The following is a 17,862-nucleotide window of genomic DNA, read 5'->3' as shown; positions in this document are numbered from 1 at the left end:
AAATAAATCGAATTTAAATCACTTTCGACTAAAAAACCCTCTCAAAGTAGTACTCTGAGAGGGTTTAAATATAGTAGTTAACTAGTACGATTATAAATCAAATCCTACTGAAAATTGCCAAACACGATTGTGTGCTTTATCATTATCATACAAATCTCCAAGACCTAAATGATAACGTACTCCTAAACTTATTCCAGAATCCGTTTTAAAACCAGTTCCAAAATTCATTCCCCAATCAAAACTGTTTGGGTCATACTGTTGTGAGCTATTGAACAAACCTTCATATACTTCTTTGTGAGAAACTGCTAATCCTATTTGTGGACCTGCTTCCAAAAAGAAATTTTTAGATGGGTACGCTTTAAGCATTACAGGTAAATTGATATAATCTAATTTTTGAGTAAAGGTACCATTAGCATCTTTTATCTCATATCCTTGTTGAGAATACATTAGTTCGGGTTGAATAGAAAAGCTTTCGCTAATGAAAGACTCTCCATAAACTCCCACGTGAAAACCATGACGTTGCCCTGTTTCACCATTACCATCATAATTAACTGCGGCTAAACTGTATCCTCCTTTTATCCCTGCATTTGATTTAGGAACTGAATGGTCTTGTGCGCTTATTGTTGATAGTACACCAAAAAATAAAGCAAGTGTTAAATAGGTATTTTTCATTTTGTTTGTTTTTTATTATTTATTTTAATTAGTATTCAAATTTTACGTTCTTATTTTCCCCCGTTTGCTTTTAAATCAGCTAAACATTGTGCATCTAGTTTTGGGGCTGTTCCTCCCGAAACCATATTAGTAATTCCGCTTCCTGATTCGGCTGACCAATACATCAAACAACTCTCCACATTACAATGTTTTGCATGATCTAAATCTTCATGGTTGCTTTGCAGTTTTGCTCCTAAATTAGTTAGTCCTAAAATGTGACCAAACTCATGTGTCATGACCGTAGTTTCTAATAAACTTCTACTGGGCTTAAAAGGACTATCACTTAACCCTTGAATCGTTTTTTCGTAAATAACGAATGATGTATTTCTATAAGCCGTTCCCAGAACCAGTCCTGAACTGGTATTACTCGCTGATTCTCCATCTACAAAAAATGCCCACACAGCAATTTGATTTGAAGTATTGTATTTTGTTCTGTTCCCATCTTCAATGGCTATAATTTCTTCATTGGTAAAAGTGGCTTTACCTGAGGATGCAATTGCTCTTTTAACAATACTAATTCCCTGTGATTTATTAACTCTTTCATTAAGAAAACTGACAAAATTATTAATTGCAGCAGTCGATGGCTCATATCCTTGAACGTATACCACTTCAACAACCATACTTTTAAAAGTATCCTCAGCCAATAAATCATAGGAAGAACTTCCTGTTGCTTTTTTATTATTGGAAACTAAATTCCCTCCAACTGTAATATCATTTGAAGCATCTTGTTTAGAACAAGACAGCGTTAAAGCAAAAATCATGGCCAAGACTGCAATTCTTTTTTTCATTTTTTTTCTTTTTAATTTTTTATTTCAAACAACAGTTCCTTAATCAAAGTGAACTGTTGTTCAAAAATGTACTAATTCAATTAGTGATTATATTTGGTTTAAAACCAATGTTACACCCGCATTTGTAGTGCTTTGCAAAGTGATTGATGACGCACTGAAGCTTGATACTTTCCAAGTGTTATTCAATAAATTGAAAGAAGCGTTCCCTGTGAAATTCAATTTCAAGAAAACATCTACTTGCGAACTCATCGCATAAGTTCCTGTTGCAGTTGTACTCAAGGTGTTTACCACTTTTATTGACATATCGTTTGCGAAATCAATGGTATTGTCTTTGTAGGTATTAGCTGAATCTACTCCTGCACTTACAAAAGACTGTACTTTAAAAGCACCATTCACTAATATAGTTTCCAGTTTTTTTGAATTTTGAACCGCTTCCTGCATTGTAGCTTCCGTTTTAAGTGAAGCGTTTATAGCAGCTTGAAATTCAGCATCACTAGACACAGTTGTTTTTGTTCCGTCAATTAGAGTTACTGTCATTGGATATTTTACCGAGAATAACTCTGAACTACTCATTGTAGACATATACGCATATAATTGTTGTTCGGATGTAATAACAATACTTCCTGTTTGTTCTAAACTTATGTTATAAGTTAAAATAGTAATAGGAAAAGTAATATTTACAGATGAAATAGCATCTTGACCAGAAGATTGTGCCGTTGTACATGCATTTACAATAGCATTGTATTCTGCTTGACTATTTACAGTAACTTCTGTATAGTTACTCATTTTCACTTTTAATGGAAATTGAAGTGTAACTGAATCTTGATCATTGTTAAACTGTCCTAAAATCGATATTACTTGTGTATAATCCAATTGGCTTAAAAGAGTAACCTTTGTATCATTTACTGTTGCAGTTACAGGTAAAACAATGGAAGAACATGAAGCACCATCAATAAAATCATCAAATGAACCATCATACATCGAAGTACGTTTTAGGTTATTAGCTGTTGTTGAGTTAGCAGCATTTGTGTTTGGGTTTTGACCTTGAACATCATTAACTTCACTTTGACATGATGTAAAACCTAATATTGACATTAATGCGATTCCTGTAATAATTCTTAACTTTTTCATAATTTTATTTTTAATGTTTTGTATCACTATTGACGTTTTTTACGCCTTTCTATTAGTAAGACAACTAACATTATTTTTACCCTACCCAAATTTTAAAAAAAATATAAAAATTTATAATATCCCTTTATACTTCCTATTGGTTTGGAAGCAAAATTATCCAAAATATCTTTTAGAACTATTATAAAATTATCTTTAGAACTTACACAATTATTGGAGAAACCAAAAACTATATCAAATAGCGTAATGAAATATATCCCATATTTTACGGTTCTTAATACAGTTCTTTTTTTCTATTGTTTCCTACCGATTATCCATAAAACAAATTGGGAATTTAAAATCAAAACAATAGATTCAAAAAATATTTTACTTTTACAATCTATTAAAAACGAATTTGCATGCAATGACCGACGAAAAAACGAATCTTTGTGACGAAAAGTACTTCAATCACTTTTATCTTAAAAATGTACAATCGGCTACGAATTTTGCTTATTACAAATGTGGTGATAGCGATGCGGCTTTAGATTTGGTTCAAGATGCCTTTACCAAAATATGGGAGAATTGTTCCAAAATTGATTTTACAAAAGTGAAAACCTATTTACTTACAACTGTAAATAATTTATTTTTAAATACTATTAAGCATAAAAAAGTGGTTCTGGCTTACGCCAAAGAATCTCCCAATCTTGATATTACGAATCAAAGTCCTGAATACCTATTAGAAGAAGAAGAATTCAAAGAGAAACTTCAAAATGCTATTGCCTCATTAACAGAAGCACAACGTGAAGTGTTTTTAATGAATCGAATTGACGGTAAAAAATACCGCGAAATTGCAGAACTACTTGATATTTCACAAAAAGCAGTCGAAAAAAGAATGTCCAGTGCACTCAAAATATTAAAAGAGCAGATCGAAAACATATAAATAATTGATTTGTAGTAGGGTAATTCCATAATGAGTTGTCTTACTATTATAGAGGTTCAAAATGAAAAACGAAAAAGAAATACTAAAATGGCTCAATGGGGAACTCTCCAATCAAGAAATTGAAGATTTAAAACAATCGGAAGGATCGGACACGTTGGAAAAAATCGCTCATTATTCATCACTTTTGGAAACTCCAAAGGTAGATGCACAAAAAGCATTAGACCAATTCAAAGCCAGAGACAAATCTAAAAACGAAATTAAAGTTCGAACACTACACTTTAAAACTATTTATAGTATAGCTGCTGCTATCGTTGTGTTATTAACAGGCGCCTACTTCCTGTTTTATAATACTACAACCGCATTTGAAACACAAATAGCTCAAATCAAAACGTTCCACCTTCCGGATGATTCTGAAGTATTATTGAATGCGGCTTCAAAAATAACTTTCAAGGAAAAAGAATGGAAAAATAAACGTGATTTAACCTTAGATGGAGAAGCATATTTTCAGGTAAAAAAAGGACAAACCTTTAGCGTCAACACTGCTGATGGTGTTGTTCAAGTGCTAGGAACACATTTTAACGTAAAGCAACGCAAAAATTATTTCGAGGTGAGTTGTTTTGAAGGCTTAGTTAGTGTAACCCATAATAACGAAACCGTTAAGCTACCACCAGGAAAAACCTTTAGATTGATCAATAATAAAATTGAAGATGTACCTGATTTTAATGCCCAAAATCCTTCGTGGATGCAAAAAGAATCCAGTTTTGACCGCATTCCTCTAGATCAGGTTATAGCCGAATTAGAGCGCCAATATGATATTAAAATAAAAACCGAAGGCGTGGATACTTCTAAATTGTTTACAGGAAGTTTTACCCATACAGATCAAAAAATAGCATTAGAAGCCATTACAATTCCGCTTAAACTAAGTTACAAGCTACAAGGGAAAACCGTTATATTTTACAACTATGGAGTGCAATAAATGGGTCTTTTATTTTTTATTGCTCCTAGGAAGTATAAGTTATGCGCAAAAAGCGACTGATAAAATTCCGCTTACTCAAGTTATTAGTACAATCGAACAACAGTTTAATGTGAAATTTTCTTATGCTGTTGAAGATGTCGCTGGAATTACTATCGAAAAACCAGCAACTACACTTTCGTTACCACAAACAATTGATTACTTGAACGCTAAAGTGCTGTTGAACTTTAAAGCATTAGACAACCGCTATGTTACTGTTTCTGTTCTTAACAAAACAATATCGATCGCTGGCGTGGTCCTTTCAGAAGATTCGAAAAATCCTTTAAATGGAGCAACAATAATCGCTGATAATCAAGTTGCAATTACAACCAAAAACGGGTATTTTACTTTAAAAAATATTCCTATAACTGCTGCAGTTACTATTTCATATATCGGTTTTGAGTCTCGAGAATACAGAGCAAACGAATTATTTTCGAATCAAACAAAACCCAAAGAAATACTTTTAAAATCCAGCAATGAAGAACTGAATCCCGTTTTAATCAATGTATATTTGACTCCGGGATTACAAAAATACTTAGACGGAAGCACCGTTTTGAACACTAAAAAATTTGGAATATTACCGGGTTTAATTGAACCTGACGTATTGCAATCGATTCAAGCATTGCCAGGCGTAGAAAGTACGAATGAAAGTATTGCCAACATCAATGTGCGTGGTGGCACAAATGACCAAAATCTAATGGTTTGGGACAATATAAAAATGTACCATTCTGGTCATTTCTTTGGCCTTATATCCGCCTATAATCCCAATTTGACTAATAAAGTTATTGTTACTAAAAATGGAACCAGTGCAGAATATAGTGATGGGGTTTCCAGTACCATCAATATGTTTACCAATGATGAAGTGAGCAATTCCTTTTCGGGCGGTGCAGGAATTAACTTAATCAATGCTGATGCTTTTTTGGCTATTCCCATAGCTAAAAACTTAGAAATTAACATCTCTGGAAGGCGTTCTGTAACGGATCTTTTTAACACGCCAACGTTTACCAACTATTACAAACGAAGTTTTCAGGATAGTGAAATTAATGCCGACAGCCATCAGAACAATACCAATTCGGATTTTTACTTTTACAATTATACCGCCAAAATCCTTTTTGATCTCAACGAAAAACACCAATTTAGAGCCAATCTTATTGGTATCAACAACGCCTTGAATTATTCAGAATATAGGGCTAATGATACCAATTCCGAAACCAAAGCCAGCACGCTTTCGCAAAAGAATATTGGGTTCGGGGGAAACTGGAAAGCACAGTGGAATTCTAAATTTAGTTCCAACCTGATTACCTACTTATCCAAATACAATATTGATGCTACGGATTACAGAGTAGAAACAGATCAACGACAAACCGAAGCCAATGAAGTATTGGAAACAGGAATTAAATTAAATACCCATTATAAAGCCAACGAATACTTTACCCTCTTGGCAGGTTATGAATTTAATGAAACGGGTATGCTCAACCAGACCACCGTAAGCGCTCCATCCTACTCTAGCACTAAGAAAGACGTACTAGATAATCACGGACTATTTACGGAAGGAGAATACCATAAAAACAACACCTATTTCAGAATTGGCGTTCGCTTGAATTATTTTCAAAAGTTTGATAAATTACTCGTAGAACCTAGGATAAACATCAGGCAGCAACTATCCAATCAATTTGCACTAAAACTGGAAGGGGAATTTAAAAACCAAACCGCTACTCAAATTATTGATTTTGAAGATGATTTTCTAGGTGTTGAAAAAAGACGTTGGGTATTAGTCAATAATCAAAGTATTCCTATTGCCACAAGCAAACAAGGTTCTTTTGGTGTAGAATTTAATGCCAATAAACTCAATATTGACCTGACTGGATTTTACAAAGTGGTTAATGGCATCACTGCGTCCAATCAAGGTTTTTATAATAATTTTCAATATAAAAATGCTCATGGAAGCTATACCGCAAAAGGAATTGAGTTTTTGGCTAATAAAACGGCAGGAAAATACAGCACTTGGTTAAGCTATACTTTTAGTATTAATAATTATGAATTTGATAGTTTCACACCCAATACATTTCCAAACAATGTAGACATCAGACATTCTGTTTCTCTAGGTTTCAATTATGATATTGTGAAAAATTTCAAACTCTCAGTAGGTGGAATTTGGCGAAATGGACAACCTTACACGGTACCATTAGAAGGTAATGAAACAGTGAAAAATGGTAATACAACCATGGTGAATTACGATTCTCCTAATAGTAAAAATTTGGATAATTTCATGCGTCTCGATGCCTCTTGCAGTTACCAGTTTAATCTTGCAACCGGAATCAAGGGAATCCTTCGTGCTGGAGTGATTAATACAACCAACGAAGACAATGTAATCAACCGGTATTACAAAGTAGACCCAAATGATTCTAATAAAACGATAAAAGTGGATAACAAATCCCTTGTTATGACTCCTAATTTGAGTTTTAGAGTGAATTTTTAATAGTATATCTTTTAATTCATACATTCCATTTTAGCTATTTTTATACGAATAGTCTTAAAGATAAATCCCTGTTCTTGTAAAAAGAATGCTATATTTGATTAAAATGCACTACTTAGTAGCGACTATATACAAGTTGACTGTTAGTTTAGAAAACCGAATTAAAAGTAAAATGAAATCTATTATAAAACATAAGATTTTCAAGGGATTAATTTTAACAACAATTCTTTGTTGTTCAATTGTGATTATTTGCTTTTTCTTTTTCTCATCTAGAGTTCAAATATAAGTTTGATATAAAAGCATTCATTGGAAAAGATTATTATAGTCTAAATTGGACAGAACATAAATAAAAAAACTTTAATTAATGGAAGCACTTTGGATTTTTCCTCTGTATTTTGTTTGTCCAATAGTTGGCATAATTTTACTAATCTTTGGCATATTTCAATATTATAAAAGAAAAGATAAATCTAGAATCATTACCGGAATCTTTTTTATTTCATTGCCAATCATTCATTTATTTTTAATGGAAGTAATTCAAAATAATTTTGAAAAAAATGTAGTTGGACATTATAATATCCTCGGAAAAAACGAAATAGTTTTAAAGATCAAAATTGATGGAACTTTTGAACTTAACAATTTACTTGGATTAAAACAGCAGGGAAAGGGTAAATGGGACATATTTAGGGGTGATATTACAACGCTTGATTTACACTTTAAAAATAATCAAGAAGCAGATGTTTCTTTTGAAATAAATGATGAAAAAAAACATCTAAAATTAACATCTAGTCCTTTCGAAAATTACCCTTTCGAGCTAATAAAAAAATAAAATATATTAATAACTAAGCGCTTATATTTAGTTGCACTTGTAGCACAAACCTTAAAACCGTATTAAACGGAACCGCTCTACATCCATCCCCTATGAGTTTAAAATCAATAAGTCATAGCAATTTCAAGAAGCCATTGTGCTTCTTTTTTTTTTAGTCTTTTAATTAACAATCCTTTAGTCCTATTTTTTTTATTTATAAAACTACGGATGTTAAAAAACATCTATTTAACTGTTATTTAATACTTTAGATTTTTTAATATTTGTATTTTTAATAAAAATAAAATTGGAGTACCCTACTAAACTCTTATTTATTTAGTTATTAAATACTTTTCCAGAATAATTACCAACTACTCCTATAAATGAAATATAATTTTATAAAAAGTGGAGACCAGAAACCATTTTAAAAACGGGGCGTTATCGAAAAGCCAAACGAGTAGAAAATAAAATTACTACAAAATGGAAAATAAGAAAAAAGTTATGGTTCAATTTGACTTTCCTGGAATGTCAGTAAAGGAATACGATCAAATATGGAATGACCTTCGTGCCGCTGGACATCAAAACCCACAAGGATTGATTCACCATGCTGGTGCTCCAACCGATAAGGGCGTCAAAGTAGTTGATGTATGGGAAAACGCAGATAAGTTCAATGAGTTTGGACAAGCGCTAATGCCAATTCTAAACAAACACGGTGTCAAAGAACCTAAACCCGTTATTTTACCGCTACACTATGAATATAATAATGCCAAATCAGCGGTATTATAACCCAACCCAATCGCATTTAAAAAATAAAACTCTTTCAAAACAAGCATTTGAAAGGGTTTTACTATTTATAAAAACAGACCTTTTTAAACTTAATCTCAATTGTTATCTTCTAAATACTTTTATCAAAACCAATCAATTTGTATTTTAATTCCTTTATATTTACAGTATAACACCGTATTATGACTAAAATATCTGCTTAGTTTTATCTTAAATAGAATTTCAAATCTGCGTATTTAGTCCATTATTAATTAAAAACCAACCTTATGAAAACAATGACATGTAAACAACTAGGAGGAGCGTGTGATACTGCATTTCAAGCTAAAACTTTTGAAGAAATAGCTGAATTGAGCAAAAACCACGCTATGGAAATGATTCAAAAAGGGGATGAACCACATAGTAAAGCTTTGAGAGAAATGCAAGAACTCATGCATTTTCCGGAAGGAATGAATGCATGGTTTGAAAACAAAAGAAAAACTTTCGACTCTTTGTCATCTGATAAAATATAATAATCATAACAAAACATATAAATAGTACAACTAAATAAATGAAGTTAATTAGTTTTAAAGTACTATTCTGTCTTTTCATCTCTTCAAAAAAACACTAATCAATTATTAATATTATGAATAAAAATACCAATCTAGCCTTATTAATACTTCGAATTTCAGTAGGTGCATTAATGTTATTTCATGGAATCGCAAAACTAGGAGGCGTATCATTCATTGAAGGTATGTTAGGCGAAAAAGGGCTACCCTCTTTTCTAGCCTATGGGGTTTATATCACTGAAATTATTGCACCGCTCCTAATTCTAATTGGGTATAGAACAAGATTAGCCTCTGTAGCGTATATTTTTGGTTTATTATTTGCTACCCTATTAGTACACACTGGAGATTTATTTTCTTTAAACGAAAATGGTGGTTGGCAATTGGAATTAATAGGTTTATACCTTTTAGGTGCCCTTGCTTTATTCTTTTCAGGTAGTGGGAAATATGCAATTTCAACAACAAATAAATGGGATTAAATAAATTAGTGCTATTACTTTTTTTTAAATTATGTTCGTTCCATTTCAAGCTTAAAAACAAAACCCCTTTCAAAATAAAATTTGAAAGGGGTTTACTATTTAATAAATACGTCTTTTAAATTCCAGCTACCGCTTTTATTTCATCTATAATGCGCAATGCTAACGTATCCGCTTGAGCTTGCGTAGGTGCTTCTGTATAAATACGAATAATCGGTTCCGTATTTGATTTTCTTAAATGCACCCACTCATTAGCAAAGTCAATTTTCACTCCGTCAATTGTAGTGATATCTTCGTTTTTATACTTCTCAGTCATAGCAACCAGAATAGCATCAACATCAATTTGTGGTGTCAATTCAATCTTATTCTTACTCATGTAGTATTCTGGATAGGAAGCACGCAAAGCAGAAACTGTCATTTTTTTATTGGCCAAATGCGTCAAAAACAACGCTACGCCTACTAAACTATCACGACCATAATGCGATTCCGGATAAATGATTCCACCATTCCCTTCACCACCTATAATGGCATTGTTCTTTTTCATTAAGTCAACTACATTTACTTCACCTACAGCCGATGCTTCATAATTCCCGTTATGCTTGTTTGTCACATCACGCAAAGCACGAGAAGACGACATATTAGAAACTGTATTTCCTGGCGTTTTACTCAATACATAATCGGCGCAAGCCACAAGGGTATATTCTTCTCCAAACATTTCTCCGTCTTCACAAATGAAAGCCAAACGATCCACATCTGGATCAACAACAACACCTAAATCTGCTTTTTCTTTAACAACTAATTCCGAAATATCAGTCAAATGTTCTTTTAGAGGTTCTGGGTTATGAGGAAAATGACCATTAGGTTCACAGTATAATTTTACTACTTCCACTCCCATCAATTCTAGTAATTTAGGAATAATAATCCCTCCAGATGAATTCACACCATCAACTACCACTTTAAATTTAGCTGCTTTTACCGCTTCAACATCCACTAATGGAAGATTCAATACTTCATCAATATGAATGTCCATATAAGCATCATTCTCTGTTATTTCTCCTAAACTATCTACATCCGAAAAATCAAAAGCTTCAGCCTCAGCAATAACAAGGATTTTTTCTCCTTCAATTCCATTCAAGAATTCCCCTTTTCCATTCAATAACTTTAAGGCATTCCATTGTTTTGGATTATGAGAAGCGGTAAGAATAATTCCACCATCTGCATTTTCCAAAGGAACTGCTATTTCTACTGTAGGAGTTGTAGATAAACCTAAATCAATAACGTCAATTCCTAATCCAATCAAGGTATTTACTACTAAGTTATGAATCATTGGTCCTGAAATACGAGCATCACGACCTACGACTACTTTTAGTTTAGCATTTGTTCTTTCTAGTGTATTGTTTTTCAACCAAGTACCATATGCTGAAGCAAATTTTACTGCATCCACTGGCGTTAAGTTATCTCCCACTTTACCTCCTATAGTTCCACGAATTCCTGAAATTGATTTTATTAAAGTCATTTATATCTATTTAAATTTTGAGTGATTTATTTATAATTTCCACAAATATAATAATTGACAGTTTAAAAAAGTCAATTAGAATTCATAATTTAGGCGAATGAATTTTCTAGCACACATCTATCTTTCAGGCGACAATGATTTAATCAAAATTGGCAATTTTATGGCTGATGGTATTCGAGGGAAACATTTTGAAACTTTTCCTTTGGATGTGCAAAAAGGGATTGTCTTGCATAGAGCCATTGATACTTTTACAGATGCTCATCCCGTTTTTAGACAAAGTACTAAAAAATTACACAAAAGATACCATCATTATGCTGGTGTAATTGTCGATGTCTTTTACGATCATTTCTTAGCAAAAAATTGGAATAACTATTCTAATGAAAGCTTAGAAAATTTTGTACAACGATTTTATCAGTCCTTGGATGACAACCGATCAATCCTTACTGAAAGAACCATTGGTTTAATGCCTTACATGGTCAAACAAAATTGGTTGTCTAGTTATCAAACGGTTGAAGGAATAAATCAAATCTTGACCCAAATGGATAGTCGGACTAAAAACAAATCAAAAATGCGTTTTGCAACTGATGAACTACTAGAATTTTATGTAGATTTTGAACAGGAATTCACTGATTTCTTTGAAGATTTAAGAGCACATGTAATACAAAAATTAACAACCTTATAAAACATATAATAAACCACAACCAAAACATGAAAAAAATAATTCTATTCCTTTCCTTAAGTATTCTAGGCTGTAAGTCAAATGAAAAAGTAATATCCCCAACTGGTCTTGTAACAAATAAAGCAATGGTTGTTTCGGCACGAGAAGAAGCCTCAGCAATAGGAGTTGCCATAATGAAAAAAGGCGGAAATGCATTTGATGCTATGGTTGCGACTGAGCTGGCTTTGGCTGTTTCTTATCCGCAAGCTGGAAACATAGGTGGTGGTGGTTTTATGGTATATAGAAAAGCAAACGGAGAAACGGGGGCCTTAGATTATAGAGAAAAAGCACCTTTGGCTGCATCGAAAGATATGTTTCTAGATAAAGATGGAAATGTAATCGAAGGTAAAAGTAGAGAAACTGCATTTGCTTCAGGAGTTCCTGGAACACTCGCTGGTTTATTTGCCGTGCATAAAAAATACGGTTCTTTACCGATTGCGGAAATTCTGGCTCCCGTAATCGCTTTAGCTAAAAAAGGAGTCGTTGTCACCGATCATCAAGCAAAAAGCTTATCTGATTATAGAGCTACTTTTATTAAAACCAATGGCCCAAATAGTTTGTTTTCTCAAGAATATAAGGCGGGAGACACTATAAAATATCCAGCACTAGCTGCCACTTTACAAAGAATATCTGATAATGGTCGTGATGAGTTTTACAAAGGGGAAACGGCTCAAAAGCTAATTACTTTTTTGAATAACAAAGGAGGTAATATGACTGTTAAAGACTTGAATATCTATGAAGCAAAATGGAGAACACCAATTACTTTTAAATACAAAGATTTAAAAATTACATCTATGTCTCCGCCTAGTAGCGGTGGAATTTGTTTGAACCAAATAATGAAAATGATTGAGCCTTTTGATCTGGCACAAATGGGACACAATAGCGTGAAAGCAATTCAGGTAATTACAGAAGCCGAACGCAGAGCGTATGCGGATAGAAATTCATTCTTAGGCGATCCTGATTTTGTACAACTTCCTGTAAAAGAACTATTAGATTCTACTTATATCAAAAATAGAATGAGTGATTTCTCATTCGATAAAGCATCAAAATCTTCTGAAATTGGAAAAGGTAAAATCCCAGGCTACGAAAGCAAACAAACCACACATTACTCTATAGTAGATGCCGAAGGTAACGCCGTTTCAGCTACAACAACTTTAAATGATAATTATGGCTCTAAAATATACTGCGATGAATTAGGCTTTTTTCTAAACAATCAAATGGATGATTTTAGTGCTAAGCCTGGTGTTCCTAACCTCTATGGCCTTACAGGCACTGAAGCGAATAGTATCGCTCCAGGAAAAAGAATGCTAAGTTCTATGACCCCAACTATTGTAGAAAAAGACAAAAAACTATTCATGGTAGTTGGAACTCCAGGAGGATCTACTATTATCACCTCAGTTTTACAAACGATTTTGAATGTATATGAGTATAATATGAGTATGCAAGAAGCGGTTAATGCTCCTCGTTTTCATCATCAGTGGTTGCCTGACGAAATCACATTTGAGCCCAACTCATTTGACAAAGAACTATTGAAAAAAGTAAAAGAAAAAGGATATAAAGTCAATGAGACTAATAAAGAAATAGTGGGTCAGGTTGATGCAATTTTAATCTTGGCCAATGGAAAATTAGAAGGTGGTGCAGATAAAAGAGAAGACAATAAAGCCGTTGGTTTTTAAAATTAATTTATAATTTATTCTATTCCAAAACAATTATTAAAATACCCCAGAAATGAAAAAAATTATTATTCTACTTAGTGTCATTTGTTTCGGTTGTAAAGCTCAAAACACTTCAGTAAAACCAACAGGACTGGTTGCCAATAAAGCTATGGTCGTTTCGGCACGAGAAGAAGCTTCTAAGATTGGTGTCGAAATCATGAAAAAAGGCGGAAATGCATTTGATGCTATGGTTGCCACAGAATTATCTCTTGCTGTTGCTTATCCTTATGCAGGTAACATAGGCGGTGGCGGCTTTATGGTGTATAGAAAAGCCAATGGAGAAACGGGGACTTTAGATTACCGTGAAAAAGCACCATTAGCAGCTACAAAAGATATGTTTCTTGATAAAGAGGGAAATGTAATCAAAGGAAAAAGTACTAAAACGCCTTTGGCCATAGGAATTCCAGGAACTATAGCTGGTGTTTTTGCTGTGCATAAAAAATTGGGTTCTTTACCAATGGCTGAAATTTTGAAACCTGTTATTGAGTTAGCTGAACGCGGAGTGATTGTGACTCACAAACAAGAAGAACGCTTAAATGAATACCGAGAGGAACTGACAAAAATAAACGGAGCTAACTCTGTTCTTTCTAAAGTGTATAAAGAGAATGACACTATTAAATATCCCGCTTTAGCAAAAACGTTAAAAAGAATCTCAAAAAATGGAAGAGATGAGTTTTACAAAGGAGAAACAGCAAGAACATTAGTAGCTTATTTAAAAGAAAAAGGTGCTATTATTACCATGGAAGATTTGGCGAAGTACGAGGCCAAATGGAGAAATCCCATTACGTTTAAATATAAAGATTTAAATATTATTTCTATGGCGCCTCCTAGCAGTGGTGGTATCTGCTTGGCGCAAATTATGAAAATGATTGCTCCTTATGATTTAGCAAAAATGGGTCACAATTCGGCTCAAGGAATTCAAGTTATTGTAGAAGCTGAGAGAAGAGCTTATGCTGATAGAAGTTACTTTTTGGGTGATCCAGATTTTGTAAAAATTCCGTTGAAAGCGTTAATGGATGACACCTATTTAAAAGGAAGAATGAGTAGTTTTAACGTGGATAAAGCCACATTATCCTCTGATATAAAAGAAGGAAAAGTGACTTATAATGAAAGCATGGAGACCACCCACTACTCTATTGTGGATCAGTTTGGTAATTCAGTTTCGGCAACAACAACACTGAATGCAGGATATGGTTCTAAATATTATTGTGACGAACTGGGCTTTATGTTGAATAATGAAATGGATGATTTTAGTTCAAAACCAGGAACCCCAAATATGTTTGGATTAGTTGGGAATGAAGCCAATAGTATCGCTCCCGAAAAAAGAATGTTGAGTTCTATGACTCCAACGATTGTTGAAAAAAACGGAAAATTATTTATGACCGTGGGTTCACCAGGAGGCTCTACTATTATCACTTCGGTATTACAAACCATTTTGAATGTATATGAATACCAATTGAGTATGCAAGATGCGGTAAATGCACCTCGTTTTCATCACCAATGGTTGCCTGATTTAATTACTTTTGAACCCAATACTTTTGACGTTAAAACATTAGAAACATTAAAAGAAAAAGGGTATTTGATTAACGAAAAAACGACTCCTGTTATCGGTAAAGTTGATGCTATTCTTGCACTTCCAAATGGAAAACTGGAAGGTGGTGCTGATTTTAGAGGGGATGACAAAGCAATAGGATTTTAGATTATGCATTTTATTAGTGAGCTAGAAAATACTTTTCAAGAAAATAGCCATGCCGAAAATGGTTTTGCTATGGCAAAATACATGAAAAATAAATTTACTTTTTTTGGGATAAAAACGCCCGAAAGAAGAAGTCTTTTTACAGCAATTTGGAAGAAAAACAAAACAGAAGTCACCGCTAACGCAAGAGCAATAGCGGTACTTTTATTTGAAAAGAAAGAAAGGGAATTTCATTACTGTGCCATAGAAATTTTAATCAAAGAACTCAAAGGGAAATACCAATATGAAGATATTGAACTTATTAAGAAATTAATTACAACCCATTCTTGGTGGGACAGTGTGGATACTATTTCTAAATATATTTTAGGTCAATATTTAGTTGAGTTTCCAAAATCTATTCACTTAATCGTAACTGAATTTTCAAATTCCGAAAATATGTGGTTGAATAGAAGTGCTATTTTATTTCAACTAGGGTATAAAACAAAAACCAATTTTGATCTATTAAAAAAGGTTTGTCTGCGACATCAAGATTCCTCCGAATTTTTTATTCAAAAAGCAATTGGATGGTCATTACGAGAATATGCCAAAACAAATCCAGAAGCCGTGAAAAACTTTGTTGCGGTTGCAACCTTAAAAAATTTGAGTAAAAAAGAAGCCCTAAAAAATTTAAGTAATGCTTAAAATAATAGTAATTTAGCATTTTCAAATAAAGATAAATGTTCAAAAAATTTAGATCTAAATTAGAAAGCATAATTGCTTGGTCCCAATCCATACTGACAGAAAAGCAATTCATCTTCTTATCTAGCGTATTAGTTGGTATTACTTCAGCATTTGCTGTAATTGTTTTAAAAACATTTGCCCACTGGGTTTTTTCATTTGCTACTTATATCAACGGAATTTTAAAATTGAGTTTCATCAATAGTGTTTTACCCATTGCCGGACTTTTACTTACCGTTTTTGTAGTCAAAAGAGTACTTGGTGGCTCCATTGAAAAAGGAACTTCACAAATATTATACGGTGTAGCAAAGAAGGCCAGCATCATCCCCAAAAAACAAATGTATGCACAAATACTTACTAGTTCCCTTACAGTAGGTTTAGGAGGATCTGCAGGACTGGAAAGCCCAATTGTAGTTACTGGTGCGGCTTTTGGATCTAATTATGCTCAAAAATACAAGCTGAGTTATAAAGACCGAACTTTACTCATAGGTTGTGGTGTAGCTGCAGGAATTGCAGCTGCTTTTAATGCTCCTATTGCGGGAGTTTTGTTTGCAATTGAATTTCTTTTGGTAGATGTGAGCATCTCTGCTTTTACACCTATTATGATTGCTGCTGCGACAGGAGCACTTGTATCCGAAATTGTATTGGATGAAACAATCTTATTAAATTTTAGACAACAGCAAGTTTTTGATTACCACAAAATACCTTTTTATATTCTTTTAGGAATATTTACTGGATTTATTTCTATTTATTATACCCGAAATTTTCAGAAAACGGAGCACTTTTTTCACCGACTCAAATTAAACCCTTATAAAAAAGCTTTACTAGGTGCCTCCATTTTAGCCGTTCTAATATTCATTTTCCCTACTTTATTTGGAGAAGGTTATGAAAGTATTAAAGTATTATCTGATAATGATCCTGGAAAATTATTAGAAAACACCCTTTTTAGTGATTTTAGAAATAATAGTTGGGTTCTACTAGCATTCGTTGGTTGCACAATGATGTTAAAGGTTTTCGCCACGGGAATTACATTAGGTTCTGGAGGAAATGGAGGGAACTTTGCCCCTGCTTTATTCTTGGGTTCTTATCTTGGTTATTTCTTTTCAAAATTTATAAATTTAACTGGACTTACAAAATTACCCGTTAGTAATTTTACCATGGTAGGAATGGCTGGAATTTTGAGTGGCTTGTTTCATGCACCGTTAACAGCTATTTTCCTTATTGCTGAAATCACAGGTGGCTATAGTTTAATGCTCCCACTAATGATTGTGGCGTCTATTAGTTTTGCTATTTCAAAACGTTTTGAAAAACATTCGATGGACGTAAAAGATTTAGTTCAAAAAGGACATGCTTTTACAAGTAATAAAGATACCAATGTACTTTCAACCCTAGACACTAATTCTATCATACAAACGGATTATTTAACCATTTCTCCAGATGAAAATCTAGAAAAATTAGTTGATTTAATATCACATTCCAATCAAGTGATTTTTGCTGTTGTTGACAATGAAAAACATTTATTAGGTATAGTTCATTTCAATCATATCCGAGAAATTATATTTAATTCTTATCGTGTTAAATACACTTTGGTCAAAAATATTATGTCAACCCCTGCAGAAGTTATCTATCCTTTTAATAGTATGGAGACGGTTATGAATAAGTTTGAAAGATCCAAAATGGCTTTTCTCCCTGTTATTAAAGATGAAAAATACCATGGATTTATTTCAAAATCTATTGCATTGGAAGCATATAGAACCAAGTTAAAATCAATGACCATCGAATAAATTCAATAAAATAGTTTATTTTTAATATCGGATAGGTTGATTTTTTGATATTCCCGATAATAAGAGTATCTTTGTGGTT

At 33.0% G+C, this 17,862-nt stretch carries 16 protein-coding genes; 12 read left to right on the top strand and 4 right to left on the bottom strand.

Annotated features, from left to right (window positions below; all coding sequences use genetic code 11):
- Positions 1 to 90: 90 nt before the first annotated feature.
- The 3 genes from AB3G39_RS09020 to AB3G39_RS09010 form a co-directional block, all read right to left on the bottom strand.
- Positions 91 to 672, bottom strand: a complete 582-nt coding sequence (locus AB3G39_RS09020; protein WP_369764870.1) for a porin family protein — start codon at positions 670 to 672, stop codon at positions 91 to 93.
- A gap of 50 nt (positions 673 to 722) precedes the next feature.
- Positions 723 to 1,499, bottom strand: coding sequence for a membrane metalloprotease (locus tag AB3G39_RS09015; protein ID WP_369764868.1), 777 nt, complete (start codon positions 1,497 to 1,499; stop codon positions 723 to 725).
- Between the two features lie 87 nt (positions 1,500 to 1,586).
- Positions 1,587 to 2,630 carry a hypothetical protein gene (locus tag AB3G39_RS09010; protein WP_367770464.1) on the bottom strand — a complete coding sequence of 348 codons (1,044 nt, stop codon included), beginning with the start codon at positions 2,628 to 2,630 and terminating at the stop codon, positions 1,587 to 1,589.
- A 400-nt stretch (positions 2,631 to 3,030) separates the two neighbouring features.
- On the opposite strand from AB3G39_RS09010, the gene AB3G39_RS09005 reads away from it, so the two are divergent.
- The 7 genes from AB3G39_RS09005 (at position 3,031) to AB3G39_RS08975 (ending at position 9,640) form a co-directional block, all read left to right on the top strand.
- Entirely contained in the window at positions 3,031 to 3,546 is a 516-nt protein-coding gene (locus AB3G39_RS09005; protein WP_367770467.1) for an RNA polymerase sigma factor, read from the top strand.
- Between the two features lie 61 nt (positions 3,547 to 3,607).
- Positions 3,608 to 4,522 (top strand): FecR family protein, encoded by a 915-nt coding sequence (locus AB3G39_RS09000; RefSeq protein ID WP_369769295.1) that lies wholly within the window; start codon positions 3,608 to 3,610, stop codon positions 4,520 to 4,522.
- Positions 4,509 to 7,037, top strand: a complete 2,529-nt coding sequence (locus AB3G39_RS08995; protein WP_369769294.1) for a carboxypeptidase-like regulatory domain-containing protein — start codon at positions 4,509 to 4,511, stop codon at positions 7,035 to 7,037. Before AB3G39_RS09000 ends, AB3G39_RS08995 begins: the two co-directional genes overlap by 14 nt.
- Positions 7,038 to 7,398: 361 nt before the next feature.
- A complete protein-coding gene (locus tag AB3G39_RS08990) occupies positions 7,399 to 7,860 on the top strand; it encodes a hypothetical protein (RefSeq protein WP_367770476.1) in 462 nt (153 codons plus the stop codon).
- Positions 7,861 to 8,316: 456 nt separating this feature from the next.
- Positions 8,317 to 8,622, top strand: coding sequence for a hypothetical protein (locus tag AB3G39_RS08985; protein ID WP_367770478.1), 306 nt, complete (start codon positions 8,317 to 8,319; stop codon positions 8,620 to 8,622).
- 263 nt (positions 8,623 to 8,885) lie between these two features.
- Entirely contained in the window at positions 8,886 to 9,128 is a 243-nt protein-coding gene (locus tag AB3G39_RS08980) for a DUF1059 domain-containing protein (RefSeq protein ID WP_367753574.1), read from the top strand.
- Positions 9,129 to 9,241: 113 nt separating this feature from the next.
- A complete protein-coding gene (locus tag AB3G39_RS08975) occupies positions 9,242 to 9,640 on the top strand; it encodes a DoxX family protein (protein ID WP_367770481.1) in 399 nt (132 codons plus the stop codon).
- Positions 9,641 to 9,755: 115 nt separating this feature from the next.
- Here the strand turns inward: AB3G39_RS08975 and glmM are convergent, their stop codons facing one another.
- Complete coding sequence (glmM, locus tag AB3G39_RS08970) at positions 9,756 to 11,153, bottom strand: phosphoglucosamine mutase (RefSeq protein ID WP_369754003.1); 1,398 nt, start codon at positions 11,151 to 11,153, stop codon at positions 9,756 to 9,758.
- A gap of 97 nt (positions 11,154 to 11,250) precedes the next feature.
- Between glmM and AB3G39_RS08965 the strand changes: the two genes are divergently transcribed.
- From AB3G39_RS08965 to AB3G39_RS08945, 5 genes are read left to right on the top strand one after another with little or no spacing between them, the layout of a single operon-like run.
- Complete coding sequence (locus AB3G39_RS08965) at positions 11,251 to 11,835, top strand: ACP phosphodiesterase (RefSeq protein ID WP_369769292.1); 585 nt, start codon at positions 11,251 to 11,253, stop codon at positions 11,833 to 11,835.
- A 26-nt stretch (positions 11,836 to 11,861) separates the two neighbouring features.
- Positions 11,862 to 13,547 carry a gamma-glutamyltransferase gene (gene ggt / locus AB3G39_RS08960; protein ID WP_369769291.1) on the top strand — a complete coding sequence of 562 codons (1,686 nt, stop codon included), beginning with the start codon at positions 11,862 to 11,864 and terminating at the stop codon, positions 13,545 to 13,547.
- 52 nt (positions 13,548 to 13,599) lie between these two features.
- On the top strand, positions 13,600 to 15,285 hold the full coding sequence (ggt, locus tag AB3G39_RS08955) for a gamma-glutamyltransferase (RefSeq protein ID WP_369754006.1): 1,686 nt from the start codon (positions 13,600 to 13,602) through the stop codon (positions 15,283 to 15,285).
- Between the two features lie 3 nt (positions 15,286 to 15,288).
- Positions 15,289 to 15,963 (top strand): DNA alkylation repair protein, encoded by a 675-nt coding sequence (locus AB3G39_RS08950; protein ID WP_369769290.1) that lies wholly within the window; start codon positions 15,289 to 15,291, stop codon positions 15,961 to 15,963.
- A 35-nt stretch (positions 15,964 to 15,998) separates the two neighbouring features.
- Positions 15,999 to 17,783 (top strand): chloride channel protein, encoded by a 1,785-nt coding sequence (locus tag AB3G39_RS08945; RefSeq protein WP_367753588.1) that lies wholly within the window; start codon positions 15,999 to 16,001, stop codon positions 17,781 to 17,783.
- Positions 17,784 to 17,862: the final 79 nt, after the last annotated feature.

This window comes from Flavobacterium sp. WC2416, assembly GCF_041200095.1.
Classification (GTDB): Bacteria; Bacteroidota; Bacteroidia; order Flavobacteriales; family Flavobacteriaceae; genus Flavobacterium.
This window is presented reverse-complemented; position numbering and strand designations above follow the sequence as displayed.

Excerpts from the sequence above, each read along its gene's own strand:
- AB3G39_RS09010 (WP_367770464.1), bottom strand. The coding sequence starts at position 2,630 with ATGAAAAAGTTAAGAATTATTACAGGAATCGCATTAATGTCAATATTA.
- AB3G39_RS08965 (WP_369769292.1), top strand. The coding sequence starts at position 11,251 with ATGAATTTTCTAGCACACATCTATCTTTCAGGCGACAATGATTTAATC.
- AB3G39_RS08980 (WP_367753574.1), top strand. The coding sequence starts at position 8,886 with ATGAAAACAATGACATGTAAACAACTAGGAGGAGCGTGTGATACTGCA.
- AB3G39_RS08975 (WP_367770481.1), top strand. The coding sequence starts at position 9,242 with ATGAATAAAAATACCAATCTAGCCTTATTAATACTTCGAATTTCAGTA.
- ggt (WP_369754006.1), top strand. The coding sequence starts at position 13,600 with ATGAAAAAAATTATTATTCTACTTAGTGTCATTTGTTTCGGTTGTAAA.
- AB3G39_RS09020 (WP_369764870.1), bottom strand. The coding sequence starts at position 672 with ATGAAAAATACCTATTTAACACTTGCTTTATTTTTTGGTGTACTATCA.
- AB3G39_RS08945 (WP_367753588.1), top strand. The coding sequence starts at position 15,999 with ATGTTCAAAAAATTTAGATCTAAATTAGAAAGCATAATTGCTTGGTCC.
- AB3G39_RS08995 (WP_369769294.1), top strand. The coding sequence starts at position 4,509 with ATGGAGTGCAATAAATGGGTCTTTTATTTTTTATTGCTCCTAGGAAGT.
- AB3G39_RS08950 (WP_369769290.1), top strand. The coding sequence starts at position 15,289 with ATGCATTTTATTAGTGAGCTAGAAAATACTTTTCAAGAAAATAGCCAT.
- AB3G39_RS08985 (WP_367770478.1), top strand. The coding sequence starts at position 8,317 with ATGGAAAATAAGAAAAAAGTTATGGTTCAATTTGACTTTCCTGGAATG.
- ggt (WP_369769291.1), top strand. The coding sequence starts at position 11,862 with ATGAAAAAAATAATTCTATTCCTTTCCTTAAGTATTCTAGGCTGTAAG.
- AB3G39_RS08990 (WP_367770476.1), top strand. The coding sequence starts at position 7,399 with ATGGAAGCACTTTGGATTTTTCCTCTGTATTTTGTTTGTCCAATAGTT.
- AB3G39_RS09000 (WP_369769295.1), top strand. The coding sequence starts at position 3,608 with ATGAAAAACGAAAAAGAAATACTAAAATGGCTCAATGGGGAACTCTCC.
- glmM (WP_369754003.1), bottom strand. The coding sequence starts at position 11,153 with ATGACTTTAATAAAATCAATTTCAGGAATTCGTGGAACTATAGGAGGT.
- AB3G39_RS09005 (WP_367770467.1), top strand. The coding sequence starts at position 3,031 with ATGACCGACGAAAAAACGAATCTTTGTGACGAAAAGTACTTCAATCAC.
- AB3G39_RS09015 (WP_369764868.1), bottom strand. The coding sequence starts at position 1,499 with ATGAAAAAAAGAATTGCAGTCTTGGCCATGATTTTTGCTTTAACGCTG.